21 protein-coding genes are annotated in these 20088 nt (G+C 70.1%); 13 read left to right on the top strand and 8 right to left on the bottom strand.

Translation table 11 applies throughout. The features are described from left to right. Positions 1–312: 312 nt before the first annotated feature. The 6 genes from AB0I04_RS28840 (at position 313) to AB0I04_RS28815 (ending at position 6533) form a co-directional block, all read left to right on the top strand. Positions 313–1302, top strand: a complete 990-nt coding sequence (locus AB0I04_RS28840) for a substrate-binding domain-containing protein (RefSeq protein ID WP_360890999.1) — start codon at positions 313–315, stop codon at positions 1300–1302. A gap of 1 nt (position 1303) precedes the next feature. Next, the gene (locus tag AB0I04_RS28835; protein ID WP_360890996.1) at positions 1304–2032 is read left to right on the top strand and encodes a (Fe-S)-binding protein; all 729 of its coding nucleotides are present in this window, start codon (positions 1304–1306) and stop codon (positions 2030–2032) included. Between the two features lie 116 nt (positions 2033–2148). Then, complete coding sequence (locus AB0I04_RS28830; protein ID WP_360891229.1) at positions 2149–3525, top strand: lactate utilization protein B; 1377 nt, start codon at positions 2149–2151, stop codon at positions 3523–3525. Next, positions 3522–4115, top strand: coding sequence for an LUD domain-containing protein (locus AB0I04_RS28825; RefSeq protein ID WP_360890993.1), 594 nt, complete (start codon positions 3522–3524; stop codon positions 4113–4115). Before AB0I04_RS28830 ends, AB0I04_RS28825 begins: the two co-directional genes overlap by 4 nt. Before the next feature lie 12 nt (positions 4116–4127). Further along, a complete protein-coding gene (locus tag AB0I04_RS28820; RefSeq protein WP_360890990.1) occupies positions 4128–5555 on the top strand; it encodes a rhamnulokinase family protein in 1428 nt (475 codons plus the stop codon). Positions 5556–5804: 249 nt separating this feature from the next. Further along, complete coding sequence (locus AB0I04_RS28815) at positions 5805–6533, top strand: trypsin-like serine protease (RefSeq protein ID WP_360890988.1); 729 nt, start codon at positions 5805–5807, stop codon at positions 6531–6533. Between the two features lie 112 nt (positions 6534–6645). Here the strand turns inward: AB0I04_RS28815 and AB0I04_RS28810 are convergent, their stop codons facing one another. Further along, the gene (locus AB0I04_RS28810; protein WP_360890986.1) at positions 6646–7515 is read right to left on the bottom strand and encodes an NAD(P)H-binding protein; all 870 of its coding nucleotides are present in this window, start codon (positions 7513–7515) and stop codon (positions 6646–6648) included. Positions 7516–7594: 79 nt separating this feature from the next. Here AB0I04_RS28810 and AB0I04_RS28805 point away from each other — a divergent pair, with 79 nt between their 5' ends. Then, positions 7595–7984: a helix-turn-helix domain-containing protein gene (locus AB0I04_RS28805; protein WP_360890984.1), complete on the top strand. Its 390-nt coding sequence runs from the start codon at positions 7595–7597 to the stop codon at positions 7982–7984. Here AB0I04_RS28805 and AB0I04_RS28800 read toward each other — a convergent pair. The 4 genes from AB0I04_RS28800 to AB0I04_RS28785 all read right to left on the bottom strand — a co-directional run bounded on the left by AB0I04_RS28800 (position 7981) and on the right by AB0I04_RS28785 (position 11866). Next, positions 7981–9273: a cytochrome P450 gene (locus AB0I04_RS28800; protein WP_360890982.1), complete on the bottom strand. Its 1293-nt coding sequence runs from the start codon at positions 9271–9273 to the stop codon at positions 7981–7983. The two genes, AB0I04_RS28805 and AB0I04_RS28800, sit on opposite strands and share 4 nt — an antisense overlap. Positions 9274–9350: 77 nt before the next feature. Further along, positions 9351–10325 carry a hypothetical protein gene (locus AB0I04_RS28795; protein WP_360890980.1) on the bottom strand — a complete coding sequence of 325 codons (975 nt, stop codon included), beginning with the start codon at positions 10323–10325 and terminating at the stop codon, positions 9351–9353. A gap of 123 nt (positions 10326–10448) precedes the next feature. Next, on the bottom strand, positions 10449–11339 hold the full coding sequence (locus AB0I04_RS28790; RefSeq protein WP_360890978.1) for a helix-turn-helix transcriptional regulator: 891 nt from the start codon (positions 11337–11339) through the stop codon (positions 10449–10451). Between the two features lie 155 nt (positions 11340–11494). Continuing rightward, on the bottom strand, positions 11495–11866 hold the full coding sequence (locus AB0I04_RS28785) for an ATP-binding protein (RefSeq protein WP_360890975.1): 372 nt from the start codon (positions 11864–11866) through the stop codon (positions 11495–11497). Between the two features lie 572 nt (positions 11867–12438). On the opposite strand from AB0I04_RS28785, the gene AB0I04_RS28780 reads away from it, so the two are divergent. The 4 genes from AB0I04_RS28780 (at position 12439) to AB0I04_RS28765 (ending at position 15393) form a co-directional block, all read left to right on the top strand. Continuing rightward, a complete protein-coding gene (locus tag AB0I04_RS28780) occupies positions 12439–13065 on the top strand; it encodes a TetR/AcrR family transcriptional regulator (RefSeq protein ID WP_360890972.1) in 627 nt (208 codons plus the stop codon). Between the two features lie 112 nt (positions 13066–13177). After that, the gene (locus tag AB0I04_RS28775; protein WP_360890969.1) at positions 13178–13558 is read left to right on the top strand and encodes a hypothetical protein; all 381 of its coding nucleotides are present in this window, start codon (positions 13178–13180) and stop codon (positions 13556–13558) included. A 17-nt stretch (positions 13559–13575) separates the two neighbouring features. Then, positions 13576–14247: a VOC family protein gene (locus AB0I04_RS28770; protein ID WP_360890966.1), complete on the top strand. Its 672-nt coding sequence runs from the start codon at positions 13576–13578 to the stop codon at positions 14245–14247. Positions 14248–14385: 138 nt separating this feature from the next. Beyond that, the gene (locus AB0I04_RS28765; RefSeq protein ID WP_360890963.1) at positions 14386–15393 is read left to right on the top strand and encodes a pyridoxal-phosphate dependent enzyme; all 1008 of its coding nucleotides are present in this window, start codon (positions 14386–14388) and stop codon (positions 15391–15393) included. A 47-nt stretch (positions 15394–15440) separates the two neighbouring features. Here the strand turns inward: AB0I04_RS28765 and AB0I04_RS28760 are convergent, their stop codons facing one another. Beyond that, complete coding sequence (locus AB0I04_RS28760) at positions 15441–15824, bottom strand: helix-turn-helix domain-containing protein (protein ID WP_345430953.1); 384 nt, start codon at positions 15822–15824, stop codon at positions 15441–15443. 141 nt (positions 15825–15965) lie between these two features. Between AB0I04_RS28760 and AB0I04_RS28755 the strand changes: the two genes are divergently transcribed. Beyond that, positions 15966–16373: a RidA family protein gene (locus AB0I04_RS28755; RefSeq protein ID WP_360890959.1), complete on the top strand. Its 408-nt coding sequence runs from the start codon at positions 15966–15968 to the stop codon at positions 16371–16373. Positions 16374–16424: 51 nt separating this feature from the next. Here the strand turns inward: AB0I04_RS28755 and AB0I04_RS28750 are convergent, their stop codons facing one another. Then, positions 16425–17354: an NADP-dependent oxidoreductase gene (locus tag AB0I04_RS28750; protein WP_360890956.1), complete on the bottom strand. Its 930-nt coding sequence runs from the start codon at positions 17352–17354 to the stop codon at positions 16425–16427. Positions 17355–17438: 84 nt separating this feature from the next. Between AB0I04_RS28750 and AB0I04_RS28745 the strand changes: the two genes are divergently transcribed. Continuing rightward, positions 17439–18008 carry a helix-turn-helix domain-containing protein gene (locus tag AB0I04_RS28745; RefSeq protein WP_360890953.1) on the top strand — a complete coding sequence of 190 codons (570 nt, stop codon included), beginning with the start codon at positions 17439–17441 and terminating at the stop codon, positions 18006–18008. Positions 18009–18162: 154 nt separating this feature from the next. Here AB0I04_RS28745 and AB0I04_RS28740 read toward each other — a convergent pair whose 3' ends face one another. After that, complete coding sequence (locus AB0I04_RS28740) at positions 18163–20019, bottom strand: family 43 glycosylhydrolase (protein WP_360890950.1); 1857 nt, start codon at positions 20017–20019, stop codon at positions 18163–18165. Positions 20020–20088: the final 69 nt, after the last annotated feature.

Genomic DNA, 20088 nt, shown 5'->3' with positions numbered 1-20088 from the left:
CGCTGCGCTTTCGATTCGCTCGCTCCGCTCGCTCATGGTTCCTCCGGAAGTGAACGGAATAAAAACGTTTTAACGCGATTGACCCGGGACGCTAGGTCTGTGAGCGCGGTCACGTCAAGAGTGAGTTTCCCGTGCAGCCTCACCGAGGGTGATCGTTATGCGCTCTGAGCTGGGAAAATATCGCTGAGATAACGAGCCGGTCACCGCCGGGTCTCGTTGAACGGTCCTCACGGGACGTGTTGACACGTTTTAATTCAGTCGTCACAGTGAACGCCATCACATTCGGAGAAGAGGTACAAGGCGTTGGGGACCGTGGGGATCAGGGAGGTCGCGCAGCGCGCGGGCGTGTCACCGGGCACGGTCTCGAACGTGCTGAACCGGCCCGAACGCGTCGCCGCGGCGACACGCGCCCGCGTTGAGCAGGCCATCCGTGAGCTGGGCTTCGTTCGCAACGGCTCGGCCGCGACCCTGCGGGCCGGGCAGAGCCGGGCCATCGGCCTGGTCGTGCTCGACGTCGGCAACCCCTTCTTCGTCGCGGTCGCGCGCGGCGTCGAGGACGTCGTCAGCGACCGGGACCACGCGGTCATCCTGTGCAACTCCGGCGAGTCGCCCGAGCGGGAGGGCCGCAACCTGCGGGTCCTCGCCGAGCAGCGGGTCCGCGGCGTCCTGATCACGCCGACCGACGAGGATCTCTCCCGCCTGGACCTGCTGCGGCAGCGCGGAGTCGCCGTCGTCCTGGTCGACCATCCGGCGACCGGGGACGTGTGCTCGGTGTCCGTCGACGACGTCGCCGGCGGGGACCTGGCCGTCGCCCACCTCCTCGACCGGGGCGCGCGGCGGCTCGCGTACGTCACCGGCCCCCTGGCGATCCGGCAGTGCGCGGACCGGCGCAAGGGCGCCCGGCGCGCACTGCGCACGGCGGGGCTGCCCGCCCGCGCCCTGGAGGACGTGGTCGTGCCGGAGATGAACGCGAGCGGCGGCGCGCTCGCCGCCGAGAAGCTCCTGGCCGGCGACCTCCCGGACGCGATCTTCTGCGCGAACGACCTGCTCGCGCTGGGCGTGCTGCGCGCGCTGTCGCAGGCGGGGGTGCGGGTGCCGGAGGACGTTGCCCTCATCGGCTACGACGACATCGAGTTCTCCTCGGCCGCGGCGGTGCCGCTGAGCTCGATCCGCCAGCCGACCTACCAGCTCGGCAAGATCGCCACCGAGCTCCTGCTGGACGAGTGCGACGCCCCGGCGGGCCACGCGCACCAGCAGATCATGTTCCAGCCCGAGCTCGTCATCCGCGAATCGAGCCGCTGACATGCGCGTCGCCCTGTTCGTCACCTGCTTCAACGACACGCTGTACCCCGGCACCGGCAAGGCGGTCGTGACCCTGTTCGAGCGGCTGGGGCACGAGGTCGTCTTCCCCGCCGCGCAGACCTGCTGCGGTCAGATGCACTACAACACCGGGTACGACCGAGAGTGCGAACCACTGGTCAGAGATTTCGTTAAAACGTTCCAACCGTACGACGCGATCGTCGTCCCGTCGGCGTCCTGCGCGGGGATGATCCGTGAGAACCACGCGCGGGTGGCCCGCACCGTCGGGGACGACGCGCTGGCCGAGGAGGCCGGTCGGACCGCGCCGCGCGTCCACGAGCTGTCCGAGCTGCTCATCGACGTGCTCGGCGTCGAGGACGTCGGCGCGTACTTCCCGCACCGCGTCACCTACCACCCGACCTGCCACTCCCTGCGCGCCCTCGGCCTCGGGGACCGGCCGCTGCGGCTGCTGCGCGCGGTGCGCGGCATCGACCTCGTCGAGCTGCCCGACGCGGCCGAGTGCTGCGGCTTCGGCGGCACCTTCGCGCTGAAGAACCCCGACGTGTCGACCGCGATGGGCGCGGACAAGGTCGCCCGGATCCGGCAGACCGGGGCCGAGGTGGTGTGCGCGGCGGACAACTCCTGCCTCGCCCACCTCGGCGGCCTGCTGTCCCGGCTCCGGACCGGCGTACGGACCCTGCACCTGGCCGAGATCCTGGCGGCGACGGAATGAATCACCGCACCGGCGAACAGGGGGCACCCATGTCCAGGCACGATCGGACGGCCGGACCCGCCTCTCCGGCCGGACCCGCGTCTCCGGCCGGCGCGCGGATGCCGACGTACGTCGGGATGCCCGCCTTCCCGGACGCCGCGCGAGCCGCCGTACGTGACACGCAGCTGCGCCGGAACCTCGCGCACGCCACGACCACGATCCGCGCCAAGCGAGCCGCAGCCGTGGCCGAACTGCCGGACTGGGCGGAGCTGCGGGAGGCGGGGAAGCGCATCAAGGACCACACGATCGAGCACCTCGGCCACTACCTGCGGCTCCTGGAGGAGCAGGTGACGGCCCGGGGCGGCACGGTGCACTGGGCGCGGGACGCCGCCGAGGCCAACCGGATCATCACGGACCTGATCAAGGCCACCGGCGAGACCGACGTCGTCAAGGTCAAGTCGATGGCCACCCAGGAGATCGGCCTGAACGAGGCGCTCGCCGCCGAGGGCATCCGCGCGCACGAGACGGACCTGGCCGAGCTGATCGTCCAGCTCGGGAACGACCGCCCGTCCCACATCCTCGTCCCGGCGATCCACCGCAACCGCGCGGAGATCCGGGAGATCTTCCGCCGGGAGATGCCCGGCGTGCCCGGCGACCTCACCGACGAGCCCGCCCGGCTCGCCGATGCGGCCCGCTCCCACCTGCGGGAGCGGTTCCTGGCGGCGAAGGTCGCCGTGTCGGGCGTGAACTTCGCGGTGGCCGAGACCGGCTCGCTCGTCGTGGTCGAGTCCGAGGGCAACGGCCGGATGTGCCTGACCCTCCCCGAGACGCTGATCTCGGTGATGGGTGTCGAGAAGGTCGTGCCCGCCTGGCGGGACCTGGAGGTGTTCCTCCAGCTACTGCCGCGCTCGTCGACCGCCGAGCGGATGAACCCCTACACCTCGATCTGGTCGGGCGCGACCGAGGGCCAGACCTTCCACCTGGTGCTGCTCGACAACGGCCGGACGGCCACGCGCGACGACGAGGTCGGCCGGCAGGCACTGCGCTGCATCCGCTGTTCGGCCTGCCTCAACGTGTGCCCCGTCTACCAGCGGGCGGGCGGGCACGCGTACGGGTCGCCGTACCCCGGGCCGATCGGCGCGATCCTGTCGCCGCAGCTGCGCGGCGGCGGCTCGCCGGTGGACGACTCGCTGCCGTACGCCTCGACGCTGTGCGGCGCCTGCTACGAGGTCTGCCCGGTCGCGATCGACATCCCGGAGGTGCTCGTGCACCTGCGGTCGCGTGCCGTGCACGGCCGCGCCGAGCGGGCGGCCATGCGGTTCGCCGCCTGGACGCTGCGCTCCCCCGCCCGGCTCGCCTTCGGGCAGCGTCTGGCGGGCACGGCCGGGCGGGCCCTCGGCCGCAAGGGCGGCATCCGGCGGCTGCCGGGCCCGCTCTCGCGCTGGACCGACACCCGTGACGCCCCCGTCCCCGCGACCGAGACCTTCCGCGACTGGTGGGAGAAACGATCGTGAACGCCCGCGAGGAGATCCTGCGCCGGCTCGGCGACGCGCCGCCGGACGCCGCCGCGTACGACGCGATCCCGAGGCCGTACCTCCGCCGCCACCACGACGGCGACGTCGTCGGCCTGTTCGCCGAACGCGCCGCCGACTACCGCGCCGAGGTCCACCGGATCGCCCGCGCCGACCTGCCGGGCGTCCTCGGCGCGCTGCACGGCCGCTACCTCGCCCCGGCCGGCCTCCCCGAGCCGTGGACCGCAGAGGCCAGCACCGTACGGGACGATCCGCCGGTGTCGATCGCCGAGTTGGACGCCCTGGACGGCGTGATCACCGGCTGCGCGGTCGCGATCGCCGAGACCGGCACGGTCGTGCTCGATCACGGCCCCGGCCAGGGCCGCCGCGCGGTCACGCTCGTCCCCGACCACCACGTCGTCGTGGTCGAGGCGGCGCGGATCGCGGCGGACGTGCCCGAGGCCCTCGAACGCCTCTCCCCCGACCGGCCGCTGACGTTCGTGTCCGGCCCCTCGGCCACCAGCGACATCGAGCTGTCCCGCGTCGAGGGTGTGCACGGGCCGCGCCGGCTCACCATCGTGATCATCGACTGAGGAGAAGCAGCCATGCCCCCGCGTTCGTTCGCCGCCGTGGACCTGGGCGCCTCCAGCGGGCGCGTCATGATCGCCCGCGTCGGGGACGACGAGCTGACGTTGCGTGAGGCGCACCGCTTCCGGAACCGCCCGGTCCGCGCGGCGGGCACCCTCCACTGGGACGTCCTCGGGCTGTACGGGGAGGTCCTCGAGGGACTGCGGGCCGCCGAGGGCGTCGCCTCGATCGGCGTGGACTCCTGGGCCGTCGACTACGGACTGCTCGACCCGGCCGGCAGGCTCCTCGGCAACCCCGTCCACTACCGGGACGGCCGCACCGACGGCGTCATGGACAAGCTGATCGCCGAGGTGGGCGCGCAGACGCTGTACGACGTCGGCGGGCTGCAGTTCCTCCCGTTCAACACGGTGTACCAGCTGCTGTCGGCACCGGTTCCGGAGGCGGCGCGCACGCTGCTGATGATCCCGGACCTGCTGGCGTACTGGCTGACCGGCGAGGTCGGCGCGGAGCAGACCAACGCCTCGACGACCGGGCTGTACGACGTGCGGACGGGCGACTGGGCGTACGCCTTCATCGAGCGGCTCGGGCTGCCGGCGGGGATCTTCCCGCCGCTGCGCCGGCCGGGCGACGTCATCGGCACGCTGCGGCCGGACGTCGCGGCCGAGACCGGGCTGCCGGAGTCACTGCCGGTCACCGCGGTCGGCTCGCACGACACGGCCTCCGCCGTCCTGGCCGTGCCCGCCGAGCACGACCGGTTCGGCTACGTGTCCTGCGGCACCTGGTCCCTCGCCGGCGTCGAGCTCGACGCGCCGGTGCTGACCGAGGAGAGCCGGGTCGCCGGGTTCACCAACGAGGTCGGGGTCGGCGGCACCATCCGCTACCTGCGCAACGTCATGGGGTTGTGGCTGCTGCAGGAGTCGCTGCGGACCTGGCGGGCCGAGGAGTCGCTGCCCGAACTGCTGGCCGCCGCCGCGGACGCCCCACCGTTCGCCGCGCTCGTCGACCCGGGCGACCAGGCGTTCATCCCGCCGGGCGACATGCCCGCGCGGATCGCCGCGTACTGCGCGCGGACCGGCCAGCGGCCTCCGGAGGGACGGGCCGAGATCGTCCGTTGCATCCTGGAGAGCCTCGCCCTCGGGCACCGGGCCGCGATCCGGGACGCGGCGCGCCTGTCCGGGCGGTCCGTCGAGGTCGTGCACGTCGTCGGCGGCGGGGCGCGCAACACGCTGCTGTGCCAGCTGACCGCGGACGCCTGCGGCCTGCCGGTCGTCGCCGGCCCGGTGGAGGCGACCGCGATCGGCAACGCGCTGGCGCAGGCCCGCGCGCACGGGCTGACCGCCGACCCGCGCGAGCTCGTACGCCGGACGCAGGAGCTGACCGTCTACCGGCCGAGCGGTGACGACGCCGCCTGGGACCGCACCGCGCGCCGGATCGGCCTCTCGTAAGTGCGCGGATTTCCGGGTTCGCGACACCGCCGCGAGCCCGGTTCGCCTCACCGCTCCGGGCGGCACATTCCGATCTTCGATGTGATCACGAGGGCCCTTTCCGGCGAATTCCGATCACTTCCCTGATCACGTATCCGCAGGTAGATGCCTAGGTAGATCTTTGCCTGATCCTTTTGCGAAAGCGTGAGATATCCACTTAAAGTCTCCTTCATGCGTTTTGCCGCCCCCATCGCTATTTGCGCTGCTTTCGTGGTTAGCCTCGCTTCTCCCGCCCTCGCGATCACCAATGGATCTGCGGACGGCAACGAGCACCCGTCGGTCGGCGCTCTCCTCGCCGACAAGCCGTACCCCGACGGCACCTGGGCCTACTGCACCGGCACGCTCGTCTCCCCGACGGTCCTCGTGACCGCCGCGCACTGCGGTCACAAGAACCAGCGGACCGCGCGCGTCACCTTCGCCAGCCACTACCAGCAGGGGGAGACCGTCTACTCCGGCCGCTACATCCCGGACGAGCGGTACAACCCCAAGGGCGACCTCCACGACATCGCCGTCGTGGTGTTCGACAAGCCGATCGCCGGCATCAAGCCGGCCAAGCTGCCGCCCGCGGGCCTGCTGTCCCGGATGCGCGTCGACGGATCGCTTCAGGACGCCAAGTTCACCCCGGTCGGATACGGGTCGATCAACCAGAAGAAGGCGGCTTCGCGCAAGACGAAGCTGGTCTACACCGACACGCGCAGCCGGACGTCGATCTCCTTTGACGACCTCACCCGCGTGTGGCTGAAGCTCGACCTGGAGGAGGGCGACGGAGGCACCTGCTACGGCGACTCCGGCGGCCCCAACTTCCTCGGTGACTCCGACCTCCTGGTGGCCACGACCATCAGCGGGGACGACGACTCCTGCAAGGCGACCAACTACGACTACCGCCTGGACGCCGGCCCGGCCCGCGACTTCCTCGCCCGGTACGTCAAGCTGCCATAGATCGGGACAGAAGGTGTGGCCGCCGCCCCGGCGCCGGCCACACCTTCCGTGCTCCGCGGAGGGGAATCGCGCGGGTCACTCCGCGACGATGGCGCGCGTGACGTCTCAACGGTCACGTGGCCAGCAGGGTCGCGCGCTCGGCCGCGAAGAACTCGGCGATCGACGTGGGCCTGCGGCCAGTGAGCCGTTCGGCCGCGTGGGTCATGACGTCGAACCAGCCCTCCCGGCGCGCGATGCCCGCTTCCGTCCACGCCTCGGCGAGTGGTGCGGGCATCCCCAGCGCGGTGAGACGCGTCGGCATCTCCTCGTCCGTCACCGGCTCATGCCGTACGCGGCGTCCGGTCGCCTCGGTCAGCGCCTCCGCGATGTCCGCTTCTCTGACGGCCGCCGGTCCGGTGACCTCGAGGAGCTGCCCCTCACAGCCGCCGTCGGCCAGGACCGCGGCGGCCACGGCAGCGCTGTCGTCCCGGGTGATGTAGCCGACTCGCCCGTCACCGGCGTTGCCGGGCAGCCGCCCGGCCGCCACCGCCCGTTGCGCGATCCCGAGGTACGTCAGCATCTCGGGCCACACGTTGAAGCGCAGTGCGGTGAACGTGAGCCCGGACGAGGCCAGTAGACGTTCGGTGTCTCGATGATCTGGGACGACACCCACCGGGTTCCCCGGTTCGCCCGCGCGCGCCACCGAGGTGTAAATGACGTGTCCCACCCCGGCCTTCGCCGCCGCGTCGATCGCGTTGGCGTGCTTCGGCACCCGGCCCGTGATGGCGTCAAGGCTGATGATCAGCAGCCGTTCGACTCCGTCGAACGCCCGTACGAGCCCCTCGGGGTCGGAGAAGTCGGCGACGCGGGTCTCCGCCCCGACCTCGGGGACCCGGTCCGGCGTACGGGACAGGGCGACCACCCGGGAGGCGTCGACGCGCTCCACGAGGTGCCGCAGAGTGCGGCCGCCCAGGTTTCCGGAGGCTCCGCAGACGGCGAGCATGGCAAGGCTCCTTGGTTCCGATCGATTCCGTACGCTGATCTTGTGTCGGTCGGAACGGCCCCCGAAAGAAGGCACTTTCATGTCCACTGGTGATCTCGCCGTCGCCCTGCCCACACCCGTGACCGTCGAGGAGCACGAAGCGTGCCCGGCGACCGGGGTGCTACGCCGCGTCGGCGAGAAGTGGGGCGTCCTGGTGCTGTCGCTCCTGGCCGCGCGACCGTACGGCTTCAACGAGCTGGACCGGGCGATTCAGGGGCTCAGCCGCCGCGTGCTCACCCGCACCCTGCGCACGCTCGAACGCGACGGCCTGATCAGCCGGACCGTCCACCCGGGCAGGCCGCCGAGGGTGGAGTACGCCCTCACCGACCTCGGACGATCCCTGCGCGAGCCGCTGCTCATGCTGGGCCGGTGGGCCGTCGACCACGATGCCGACATCCGGGCCGCTCAAGCCCGCTTCGACGGTGTCTAGGGGGCGGTGAAGGTGCAGGGCAGGCGCTTGTAGCCGTTGATGAAGCCGGACAGCAGACGGTCGGGCTCGCCGTCGGCGCGGATGTCGGGCAGGCGGGTGAACAGCTCCCGGAGCATGACGGTGATCTCCCGGCGGGCCAGGTTCGCGCCGAGGCAGAAGTGGGGGCCTGGGCCGCCGAAGCCGACGTGCGGGTTGGGGGCCCGGGTGATGTCGAAGACGTCCGGGTGGTCGAACACCGTCTCGTCACGGTTGGCGGAGTTGTAGAACAGCAGCACCTTGTCGCCGGCCTTGTAGGTGTGGCCGTTCATCTCGTGGTCGCGGGTGAGGTTGCGCCGCATGAAGATCACCGGCGTGGAGTAGCGCACGATCTCCTCGACGGCGCCGCCGATCCGGCCCTCGAAGTCCTCCAGCAGCAGGGCCCGCTGGTCGGGGAAGTCGGTGAACAGCTTCAGCGCGTGGCTCAGGGCCGTCCGCGTCGTCTCGTTGCCCGCGACGACGAGCAGCAGGAAGAACGACCCGAGCTCGCGGGTCGTCAGGCGTTCGCCGTCGACGTTGGCGGTCACCAGGGCCGAGGTCAGGTCACCGGTCGGGTTCTTCATGCGCTCGCGCCCGAGGCGGGCTGCGAGCCGGTGCAGGTCGCGGGCAGCCCATATGATCTTGAGCAGCGCGCGGCCGGCGGCGACCCGGCTCATCTCTGGTCCCGGCGTGGCGCCGGTGTACTCCGGGTCGGAGTTGCCGAGGATCACGTTGGTCCGCCGGACCACCTGGGCGTGGTAGTTCTCGGGGATGCCGAGCATGTCGCAGATGACCTCGACCGGCAGGCGGACGGCGACCTTGGAGACGAAGTCGCCCGGACCGGTCTCGACCAGCTCGTCGACGATCCGCGCGGCGCGCCGCCGGATGTCGTCCTCGGTCTTGGCGAGCATCTTCGGCGTGAAGGCGCGGGACACGATGCGGCGGATCTTGGCGTGCCGCGGGTCGTCCAAGTTGATCAGCGAGCCGAAGAACCGCTCCATGTACGCGGGGAAGTCCGGGATGCTGGTCGCGCTCGGCTCACTGCTGAAGACGTCCGGGTGGCGGCTCGCCTCGCCGACGTCCGCGTGCCGGACCAGCGCGTAGAAGCCCTTGCCCGGCCGTACGAACGGGACCGCGACCTCGCTGAAGAACGCCGGATGCTCCCGCGCCCGCAGGGCCGCGAACGTCGCCTCCCGCTCCTCGACGGGCAACGCCCAGAACTCCAGCGCTGACAGAGGGAGCTCCGATGGGGCCGGACCGGACCGGATCGTCATCACGCCACCGCCTTCCGGATCGACCCCCATGCTCAGGTAAGTGAGCGGTTACGGTCAAGGGGTGAGCCGATCCCCCATCACGACGCCATGCTGCACCCGAGGTGCATGTCCAGCACACGCGGGGTGAAATGCCCTTCGATGAGCCGGCCGAACGCGTCGATGTCGCCGCCGCACTCATGCCGGCGTCCGGCACCGCGCGTGGCCACCGCGACCAGGGTGTGGGCCGGGATCACCTCGATCAGACGGGGAGAACGGCCGTGGCCGAACGAGAACCACTTCCGGGCCCCCGACCGCGTGTCGCGGACGAAAGCGGTGCCCGTGCGCAGACCGCCATCCAGGATCGCCGACTCCAGGACGCCGTCGGTCGGCCGGAACACCATCCGTCCGGCGAGCAACGACGTCTCCCCCGCCGTCGTGTCGAGGGACCGCACGGCCCCGGACGTCAGGGCGAAGCCCTCGGCCCGGTCCGGGACGCCCTCCCCGAGCGCGTAGCCGAGCGTACGGCCGTCGGAGCCCCACGTCAGGTCGCCGACGACGGAAGGGGCGCCGAGCGACCAAGTGCGCCGCTCCCGGGTGACGACGTTCAACACCGTCACGGAGGCCCGGGGTACGACCGTGTCGGCGCACGACGCCGTCGTGAAAGCGATCTTCGAGTCGTCCGGGCCGACCGCCAGGCCCGCCACGGCCGCGTGGATCGGGCCGCCGGGGATCGGCTGCGGAACCTCCGGGCGCCCCTGTTCGGTGAGGCGCAGGCGGTACAACCGCGAGACGCAAGACTTGGGGTCGAAGGCGACCAGGACGAACGTACGATCCGCGACGGCGGCCACGACCGCCGTCGCCCGGCCGACGCCCGGCGACGGGGCCGGCACCGCGTCGAACGCCCGGATGGTCTTTCCCTTGAGCACCTGGGCCCAGTCCTGGCCGCCCGTCGCCACCGACACGACGTACTTCGGAAGGGAGAGGCCGGAAGGCGTGGGCGCCGCGGCGTCGGAGGAGACCGTGGCCGCCATCGCCGCCACGACCGCGCCCGAGACGAGCCACACGCGCGCCATACGCCCGAATCGCCGTGCGGCCCGGCCCATCCGCCATCCCCCCTCAAGATCGCGAAGGGGGTCAGCCTACAGGCGGGACGTCAGTCGTGAATTGCGCCGTCAGGCCGGCCGCCTCCTGGGAGGTCAGCGGCGCCACCTCGACGCACGCCTCATCGTCGACGGCAGTGCTGACTGAGCTCTTGCGCCACTGCATCGCCATTCGGTGGCCTCCAATCGCCGTTCGATCAGGACGCGCGAGGCATCCTCGGAGGCTGCCTTCTGCCCGATTCGGTCGAAGTCCAGTTTGAACTGTTCGACCTCGCCGCACATCTCGATCAGCCGACCGCCTCGCCGTGCTCCAGCGTAGGCAATATCGCGAGATTCGACACTGATGATGCGGAACGGGCCATCTTTGCCGATATGCGCACCTGTCGAGCGCGGGATGATGCGGATGGAGATGTGCGGCCGTTGCATCAGGTCGAGCAGGTGGCGGAGCTGTGCCTGCATGACCTCGACGCCGCCGATGCAGTCGTCCAGGACGTTCTCGTCCAGCAGTGCCCAGACGTAGGGCGGATCCGGCCTTTCCAGGATCGCGGCCTGCCGTTCCATCCTGGCCCTGAGGGTCGCGTCGACGTCCTCGACATTGCTACTGGCCAGCAGCAGAGCTCGCGCGTAGTCCTCGGTCTGGAACGGCCCTGGAATGATCTGACCTTGGTAGATCCGGATTATCTGGGCGATGGTCTCGTACGCGGTGACCGATTGGGCCCAGTCGGGGTTGTGGCCATTTTGGGCATACCAGAGCAGCAGTTCGAAGAGGCCGCCGGTCCGGAAGTGGCGATCGATGATCTTTGCTTGCCTCTCGTCGATCTTTCTTCGTCCCGCTTCGACGTTGGAGACCGTCGACGGTGCGGCGCTGGCGATCTTTCCCCACTGCGTCAGCGAGAGGCCGTTCTTCTCGCGTTCCCACCTGAGCAGGTAGGCCAGCATGTGCCAGACAGAGGTCTTCGGGTTAAGCGGAGCTCGGGCGACCGGCATTGGCCCTCCCTACGTATCCGGCGCGAGCGGCTACTACGGAGGGTAGATACGTCGAATACTCAGTGCGGTCGATTCCCGAAAACTGCCCCATACAGGCATCGCTCTAGACGGCTCCAGACATCAGGAAGAGGCTCTGTCGCCTCGACCCTCCTCGCCTACGGCCCGACCCGCGCCCAGACCACCTTTCCGCAGGCCGTCGTCGACCGGTACCAGCCGAGCCGCTGGTCGGACAGCTCCCACGCGAGCGCGAGGCCGCGGCCGGACTCGCCGTACTCGGTCGGCGGCAGGATCCTGGGGAGGTTGTCGGGGTCGGGGTCCCAAACGGCCAACTCCAGAAGATGCCGGCCTGATTGGCTGGAGACCCACACGTGAATTTCCTTGCCCTCGTAGAGCCGTACCGCGTTGGTGACCAGCTCCGTGAGGACGAGCCGTCCGGTGAATCTGACGTTCTCGGAAAGGCGCCACGTGTCAACGGCTTGATCAACCAGATTACGGACGAGATAGACGTTCTCCGCGTAAGCGAACATCTTAAGATCGAACCTGCGGGGAATCTCGTACGCTCGGGAGAAGTCCATGCTGGTCACGCCCTTCGGATCGGCCTGCCGAAAGACTGATCCGATGCGCCGACTCTCACTACGATTCCGCGGGCTCTGAAAAGTACGGGCGTTCCTATGGCGAGTCGGACGAGATCGATGCGAGCGCGCCGTCGCCGAATAGACCGACCGGCGACCTGCGGCGCCGATGGACTAGTGACGATATGTCCCGGCAGCGGATCGGCCGGTCGTAGGACGATCCGCAGCGAGGCTTTCAACGACGGAGTCGACCGTGCCGGCCGGCGACGCAGGGTCGTTCCAAGATCGCCTTTGAGGTCCTGTGCCTGACCGGCCGTCGCATCACTGAAGCCATTCGCTGGGTCGCCCGCGCTATGTACCGACTGTTCCGAGTCCTCGACACCCAAGATGGTCAACAGTCCCGGAACTGCCCCGACGTGAGATTGCCGTGCACAGGTGGAAGTGTCAGACCGGCACGAGGGCGCGTAGCTGTGCGGCGTGTCCGGCGTGGCCGGGTGGCGGGGTGGCCGGGTGATAAGAATAGGTAGGTGTCGAAAGAGGTCCAGGTCAGCGCTCCGCGCACGCGCAACCGTTGGGGGGAAGGTGAGCGGCTGCGCGGGGAGATCCTCGCCGCGGCCAGCCGGTTGCTGTCCGAGCTCGACGGGGAGGACGGGCTGACCATCCGTGGCGTCGCCCGCGCCGCCGGTATCGCGCCGGCCAGCATCTACCAGCACTTCACCGATCGTGCCGCGCTCGTCGCGGGCCTCACCGACCACGAGTTCGCCCGGCTGCACACCGCGATGGAGGCAGCCGAGGATCGCGTGGACTCTGGCGACGTGGTGGGCCGCGTGCGGGCGATGCTCCATGCCTCCTGCCGGTTCGCGATGGACAACCCAGGGCACTACCGGCTGATGACGGCCAACGGGCCTCCCCGGACCGCACCCGGCGTTCGGCAGGCCGGGCCACTGGTCGACGTGATCGACCTGCTCGTCGCCGGCTTCACGCGCTGCGCCGAGGCTGGGGTCGCGCTCCGGGTGCCCGCGGAGCGAGCTGCCGTGATCGCGTTCGTCGGCGCGCACGGTCGTGTGGCCCTCTTCCAGAACTCCGCCAAGCACACCAATGCAGACTCGGTGCTGTCGTTCGTCGACGAGTTCGTTTCGCTCGTCTTCGCCTGAACCACGGCGCCTGCTCCCGATCGGGAGGGTGGACAAGTTGTCCCAAGATTACTAACGTTTGTTCGGTAAGTTTCTGAACAACTGTTCGGCGACTTTCTGTAGTCGGCCTGCGATGCCGGAGGTTCAGCCCGACGTGCCCCAGTACCCGATGGTCCGAGGCCGTTGCCCGTTCGACCCGCCACCCGAGCTCGATCGCAGGCTGCGAGAGGAGCCGGTGTCCAAGGTGCGGATCTGGGACGGCGCCGAGCCGTGGCTGTTCACACGGTATGCGGACGTCCGCGCGCTGCTGGCCGATCCGCGCGTCAGCTCCGACTCGACCCGGGACGGGTATCCGGCGCAGTCGCCGGGGATCAAGGCCCATCCCAGCCGGGCGAAGTCGTTCATCACCATGGACAACCCGACCGACGCTGCGGCTCGCGGTTCCGCTGAACGGGATCAAGTTCAAGCAAGACATGACCGTCTACCGGTGCACGAACTCCCCGTGACGTGGTGAACCCGGAAAGGATCGACATGTTTCATCTTGATCACCTCTGCCTGGGCGTCCGCGAGTTGGGCGACGGCGTCCACCGGGTGCAGGAGGAAACCGGACTCGCCCACTACGACGGTGGCGTCTTCGCCGGCGGCATCGCGAACACGATCTTCCCGCTCGGCGGGGACGTCTACCTGGAGGTCGAGGCGGTGACGGCCCCCGCAGCCGAGCAGGATGCGAGGCTCGCCTGGTTCGACCGGGCCGTCGCGGACGGCGACCGGTGGATGTTCTGGAGCCTGCGCGCCGACACCCTTGAGGAGCTGGCCGCGGTCGCGCAGCGGCTCGGCGGCGAGGTGGCGCGGCTTCCGGGGCGTGTCCAGCCCGACGGCACCCAGCGCATCATCACCACCGCGCCCGGCCCCGGCCGCGCGCTCGACACGTGCTGGCGCCGGGGGCTACCGAACTGGTTCTACCGGGAGGACCCGGCCACCAACCCGGATCGTGGGGCGGCGGAGCACGGTGAGCGCGGGGTGGCCGTGACCCGGCTGGAGATCGGCGCTGACGCCGGGGAACTGCGGGAGCACATCGGTGCCGAGACCTTCGACCGGCTGCCGCTGGCGATCGTGCCCGGTCGGCCGGGCGTGCGCGCGGTCACCGTGCGCACCGCGTCCGGGCGCGAGGTGACGCTGCGCAGGGACCCGGCCGACCTGTAGACCCGTCGGGGACCACCCCACCGAGGGCTTCTGGCGCTTCCAGCAACCTCAACGGCGCCCGTCGAGCAGGAAACCAGCGCCGGAATAGCCTCGCCCGTTCGCCTCAACGGGTGGCTGTGACCCCTAGGCTGCTGTGTCGTGCAGGAGACGCGCCTCGACACCGCCCGGATCCGGGCGGCTCGCCAGATGATCGACCCGGTTTTTCTCGACACTCCGCTGTACCGCTGTGAGGCGCTGGAGCCCGAACTCGGGTGCGCGGTGAGCATCAAACTCGAAACGGCGAACCCGGTCCGCAGCTTCAAGGCCCGCGGAACCGAGCTGGTCGCGAGCCTGCTCGCCGACAACGGCTCGCGAGCCGTGGTGTGCGCCAGCGCAGGCAACCTCGGCCAAGCCCTCGCCTGGTCCGGTCGCGGCCGTGGGCTGGACGTCACCGTCGTGGCATCCCGCTTCGCGCCCGCGGCCAAGCTCGATCGCATCCGCGCGTTGGACGCCAGGTTGGAGCTGGTGGACGGCGACTTCGACATGGCTCGCGAGCGGGCGGCGGCCATCGCGCGCCGCGATGGCATCCGGCTGGTCGAAGACAGCCTGGACATCGAGACCTGCGAGGGCGCGGCGACCATCGGCCTGGAACTGGTGGACACCGAGCCGTCGTTCGACGCCGTCCTGATCGCTCTGGGCGGCGGGGCGCTGGCCACCGGTGTGGGTCACGTGGTCAAGGCCTTGGCGCCCGACGTCGATGTGATCGGCGTCCAGCCGCTGGGCGCACCGGCGATGACACACTCCTGGCACCAGCGGCGCGTCGTCACCACCGACTCGACCAACACGATCGCCGACGGCGTCGCCGGCCGGCGTCCCATCCCGGCCGTCCTGGACGACCTCCTCCTGGTCGCCGACGACGCCGTCCTGGTCCAAGAGGCGTCGATCATCGCCGGTATGCGGATGCTCCTCGACCACGCCGGCCTCGTCGTCGAACCGTCGGCCGCGCTCGGCATCGCGGCGATCCTCGAAGACCCCGACCGCTTCGCCGGCCGACACGTGGTCACCATCGTGTGCGGCAGCAACGTCGACATGGACGCCTATCACCGCTGGGTCGGCGCGGCTCCCAGCAGGGGTGCTGCACGCAGCAGTTCTACCGATAGCGACTGACAGCGCGCATCGCCGGTACGGTCCTGCGCGCAGGAGTGCTCTGGTCGTCAGGTGTCGAAGCGGCGGCGAGCGGTCTCGATGTGGCCAAGGTATCGGTGGGTCCAGACGCACATTCCATCGACCGTCGCCCGGAGGGCTCGCCCGGGCTCGGTGAGGGTGTACTCGACCCGCGGCGGCACGGTGGGGTGCACCGTCCGCTCGACCAGCCCGTTGCGCTCCAGCATGCGCAGGTTCTGGGTGAGCATCTTGTGGCTGATTCCCTCGACCTCGTTCCGCAACTCGCTGAAGCGCAGGGTGCCTTCACCGAGCATCTCGATGATCAGGAACGCCCACTTGTTGGCGACGTCCGAGAAGATCTCCCGCGCTAGGGAGTCAGCGCGCCTCAGGTCGGCGTCGTCGGCCGAGGCGCCCTTGAGCTGTGTGGTCACCATCAGGTTCCCCAGTCACTGAAAAGTGCGTTCTTCCATGTCAGCGTCCACTCTCCTACGGTTCCTGAGTAACCACAAGAGACCACCGATGTCTTGATCGGATGGACGCGGGCCCACGGGCCCTCATGACAGGAGGCAGGCAGCATGGCCATCACTCTGGTGAACCCCGACGGATTGCCCAAGATCGATGTCTACCGGCAGGTGTCGATCGCATCCGGCTCCAGGTTGGTCTTCATCGCCGGACAGGTCGCCTGGGACGCCGAGGGGGTCACGGTCGGCGAAGGCGACCTCACCTCCCAGGTCGAGCAGTGCTACCTCAACATCGCCACCGCCCTCGCCGAGGTCGGCGGATCCTTCGACGACGTTGCGAAACTGACCTTCTATGTCGTCGACTGGACCCCCGACAAGATGCCCGCCCTCCTGGAGGGGATCTCCCGGGCGGCCGCGCGGCTGGAGGTCACCCCGGTGCCGCCGGCCACACTTCTGGGTGTTGCGGCACTCGACGCTCCCGACCATCTCGTCGAGATCGAAGCCACCGCGATCCTCGACTGAACTGGCGCCTCTCGCCCACTGAGCGCTCGCACTTCATTCACCGGGGCGCGGTCACAGCGTGACCACGATCTTGCCGTGGACGTGACGTCCGGACTGCAGCGTGACGGCGTCGCGGATCTGCTCGATCGGAAAGGTCGCGGCGATGGGCACGGTGAGCTTGCCGGCGAGGATCGCATCGGTGATCCGTTCCATGGCGTCCGGCCCTGCGTCGATGCCGCCGGTGGCGCGCACGCCGCCGGGAGGGTTGGGGCCCACGGCGATCGTGGAGATCCGCTCGGGCGGTACTCCGAGCGCCAGCGCGGTCTCGGCCGTCTCCGCGCCGAACAGGTCCGTCGCCGCGGTCACTCCGTCGGAAGCCAGTGGCCGTACCCGGTCCGCCAGCCCGGGGCCGTACGCCACGGGCTCGGCACCGAGCTGCCGCAGGAACTCGAAGGTGCCCTCCGAGGCTGTGCCGATCACGGTGGCGCCGGCGAGCTTCGCCAGCTGTACGGCGAACACGCCTACGCCGCCGGCGGCGCCGCCGATCAGGACGGTGTCGCCGGACCGCAGGTCGATCGCTGCCAGAGCGGCGGCGGCGGTGAGGCCAGCCACCGGTAGCGTGCTCGCCACCTCGTCGCTGATGCCATCCGGCGTATGGAAGAGCGCCTCGGACGCCTCGGCGGGCGTCTTGACCACCACGAAGTCGGCGACGGCTCTCCCCAGCGCGCCGCCGTGGACGCGGTCGCCCACGGCGAAACCCGTGGCGCCGTCGCCGACCTCGTCGACAACGCCGGCGAAGTCGTATCCGAAGCCGGACGGCACGGTGATGCCGAACTGCGCCGCCGCCTCGGGCCGCGAGGAGATGATCCAGTCCATCGGATTCAGCCCGGCGGCCGTCACGCGGACGCGAACCTCACCCGGGCCGGCGTGCGGCTCCGGAACCTCTCGCAACTCGAGTACGTCGGGGCCTCCGAACGTCTCATAGATGACGGCTCGGCTCATGGGGGACCTCCAGCAGGCAAGGTGATGGGACTTGGTGCCATCACCATAACAGAGTGACGGGACCAAGTGCCGTACACTCTTCCCATGGCTCGCTGGCAACCGAACGCATCAGAGCGGCTGGCCCTGGCCGCCCTCGAACTGTTCGCGGAGCGGGGCTACGAGAACACGACGGTGATCGACATCGCGCAGCGCGCGGGGCTGACGAAGAGCACCTTCTTCCGGCACTTCCAGGACAAGCGGGAAGTGCTCTTCGGCCACGACGCGATGAACAGACTGCTCGTCGAGGCGATCGCCGCAGCGCCGGCGACCGCCACCCCGCTCGAAGCGGTGGCTCACGCCATGGACGCGGTCGGGAGGGAGGCCTTCACGCCCGCTCGCCGCGAATTCAGCGCTCTCAGGCATGCAGTGATCGCCGCCAGCCCGGAGCTGCGAGAGCGCGAAGCGCTGAAGGGCCTCGCGCTCACCGCGGCAATGACCGACGCGCTCAAGCGGCGCGGCGTTCCCGACCTGGCGTCGTGCGTGGCCGCGGAGCTGGGCGCGCTCGCCATGAAGATCGCCTATGAGCGCTGGAGCGACCCGGCCGGCGGCGACGACTTCAGCGAAGTCGCACGGCGAGCACTCGGCGAAGTGCGAGCAGCCAGCACCTTGTGCTGACGCGAACGCGAGCGGCGACCGGGGCGGGACCTGACATAACGCCTGAATGTCGCGGGGCACCCGGGGGCGGCGCTCGGAAGCGGCCACGCCCTCCTCGACGCCTGGGGTGCGTGAGGAGGGCGGGCCGTCACCTGGAGAGCTCTGCTCGGGCCGCTCAGCCGACGGGCTGTGGCTGCGGCACCGCGACGGTGTCGATCAGCGGTGCCGCGCCGTCGTCGTTCGAGAAGCGCAGGACGTTGCCGCCGCTCCCCGGCTTGAGACGCACGCGGGCGACCGCGATGTTGGTCGTGTTGGTCCCGGTGGTGGGGAAGGCCAGCTTGATGGGCGCGTCGTCGTTAACCGTCAGGTACGCGTACCGGTTGCCCGGGTCGGGGTCCACGTAGGCGATCTTGATCGTGTAGTCCCCGTACCTGGGCGCGACGACGTGGTCGATCCGCAGCACGCCCGCGGGAGGCGGAGCGTTCCCGCTCGGCAGGTCGATGGCGTCGACGACCACCGTCGCGGCGGTGGAGGCCGCGTTCTTCTGGCCGGTGACCACGATCTTCAGGGTGTGATCGCCGTCGGCGAGCCCGGACTTGGCGTACAGGGCCTGCTGGAAGCTCTTGCCGCCGGCGACGTAGGTGTCCACCGTGGCGACCTTCGCGTCGTCGAGGTAGACGTCGGCGATGCCGCCGTTGGTGTTCTTCGGGCCGATCCAACGCACCGCCGTGCCCTTGAACCCGACCGTGACGCTGTCGCCGGCCTGGACGCTGAAGGACTCGTTGTTGCCGTAGTCGCCGTCGGTCCACCCCTGGTTGGCGGCGTGGGTCCACGCGCCGCTGTAGTGCAGCGCCGGATCGACGTCGTCGTAGGTGTAGGAGGTCTGGCCGCCGCCGACGCCGATTCCGCCCACCGCCGTACCGCCCGTGCAGGCCGAGCAGGTGACCACCTGGGCTCCGTTGGAGACGGTGCCGTCGGCGGCGGCGTCATAGACGGTGTCCGTACGCTGGGGCTCCCAGGTGCCGTCGGCGACGTCGAGGCGCCAGGAGGACTGCCAGTTCAGCGACGCCTTCCCGCCGCCGATCGACATCGGCAGCCAGATCGGCGCCGAGTCGTGCAGATGGCTGGCGTACCAGCGGTCGCCCATGAAGACGTAACTGGTGCCGTGCCGCCCCTTGACCGGCAGGACGAAGCTGGTCTGCGAGTTGAAGGTCTTGCTGCCGGCCGGCGCGAACGGCTTCCAGTCGGACCACGGGCCGCTCGGCGAGGCGGCCGTGGCGTAGTCGTTGTCGTTGGTGTTCCACCCGGTCAGCTTCGACCCGAACAGGTAGTAGGTGCCGTCGACCTTCACCATGGCCGGCGACTCCCGGTCGGGCAGCACGGCCGCCGGTGACTCCACCGACAGGTAGTCGGCGGACAGCTTGTCGACGCGCAGGCCGTTGTTGCGGTCCTCCGACAGCAGGTAGGCGGTGCCGTCGTCGTCCTGGAACAGGCCGAGGTCCCGGCTGAGCTGGCCGAGCGGGCGGGAACTCCCCCGATAGTCGTACGGCCCGCACGGCGTGGCGCTCGTCGCGACCCCGGCCCGGGCGTCGCCGTAGTTGGGCGAGTCGATGTGCATGTACATCACGTACTGATGCGTGGTCGCGTTGTAGATGACCTTCGGCCGCTCGACCACGCGGTTCGGGCCCAGATCGCCGCTCGCCTGCCGGGACAGCGCGTCGGCGTGCCGGGTCCAGGACACCAGGTCGGTGGAGGAGTAACAGGCCACGGCGGTGAACGCGCTGCCCGCCACCTTGTCCTCGCCGAACGCGTAGTAGGTGTGGCCGACCTTGAGGATGCCGGCGCCGTGCAGCTGCGCCAGTTCGCCGTTCTGGTCGTTCCAGGCGGCGCCCGGCACGATGGCGACCGTGCCCGGCGCCGCCGGCCGGCCGGGCGGGTCGTCGCCGTTCTCGGCGGACGCGCCGGCCGCGCCGGCCAGCGTGGTCGTCATGGCGAGCAGCACCGCCACGACGCGGGGGATGAGTCCGCGCACGTTGAACTCCTTCGAGATGGGACGGGATGGCGGTCCGGGCCTGGGGCGCCCGGACCGGTGTCGCCTACG

Origin of the sequence: Actinoallomurus sp. NPDC050550, assembly GCF_040655075.1 — a bacterium.
GTDB lineage: Bacteria > Actinomycetota > Actinomycetes > Streptosporangiales > Streptosporangiaceae > Actinoallomurus.
This window is presented reverse-complemented; position numbering and strand designations above follow the sequence as displayed.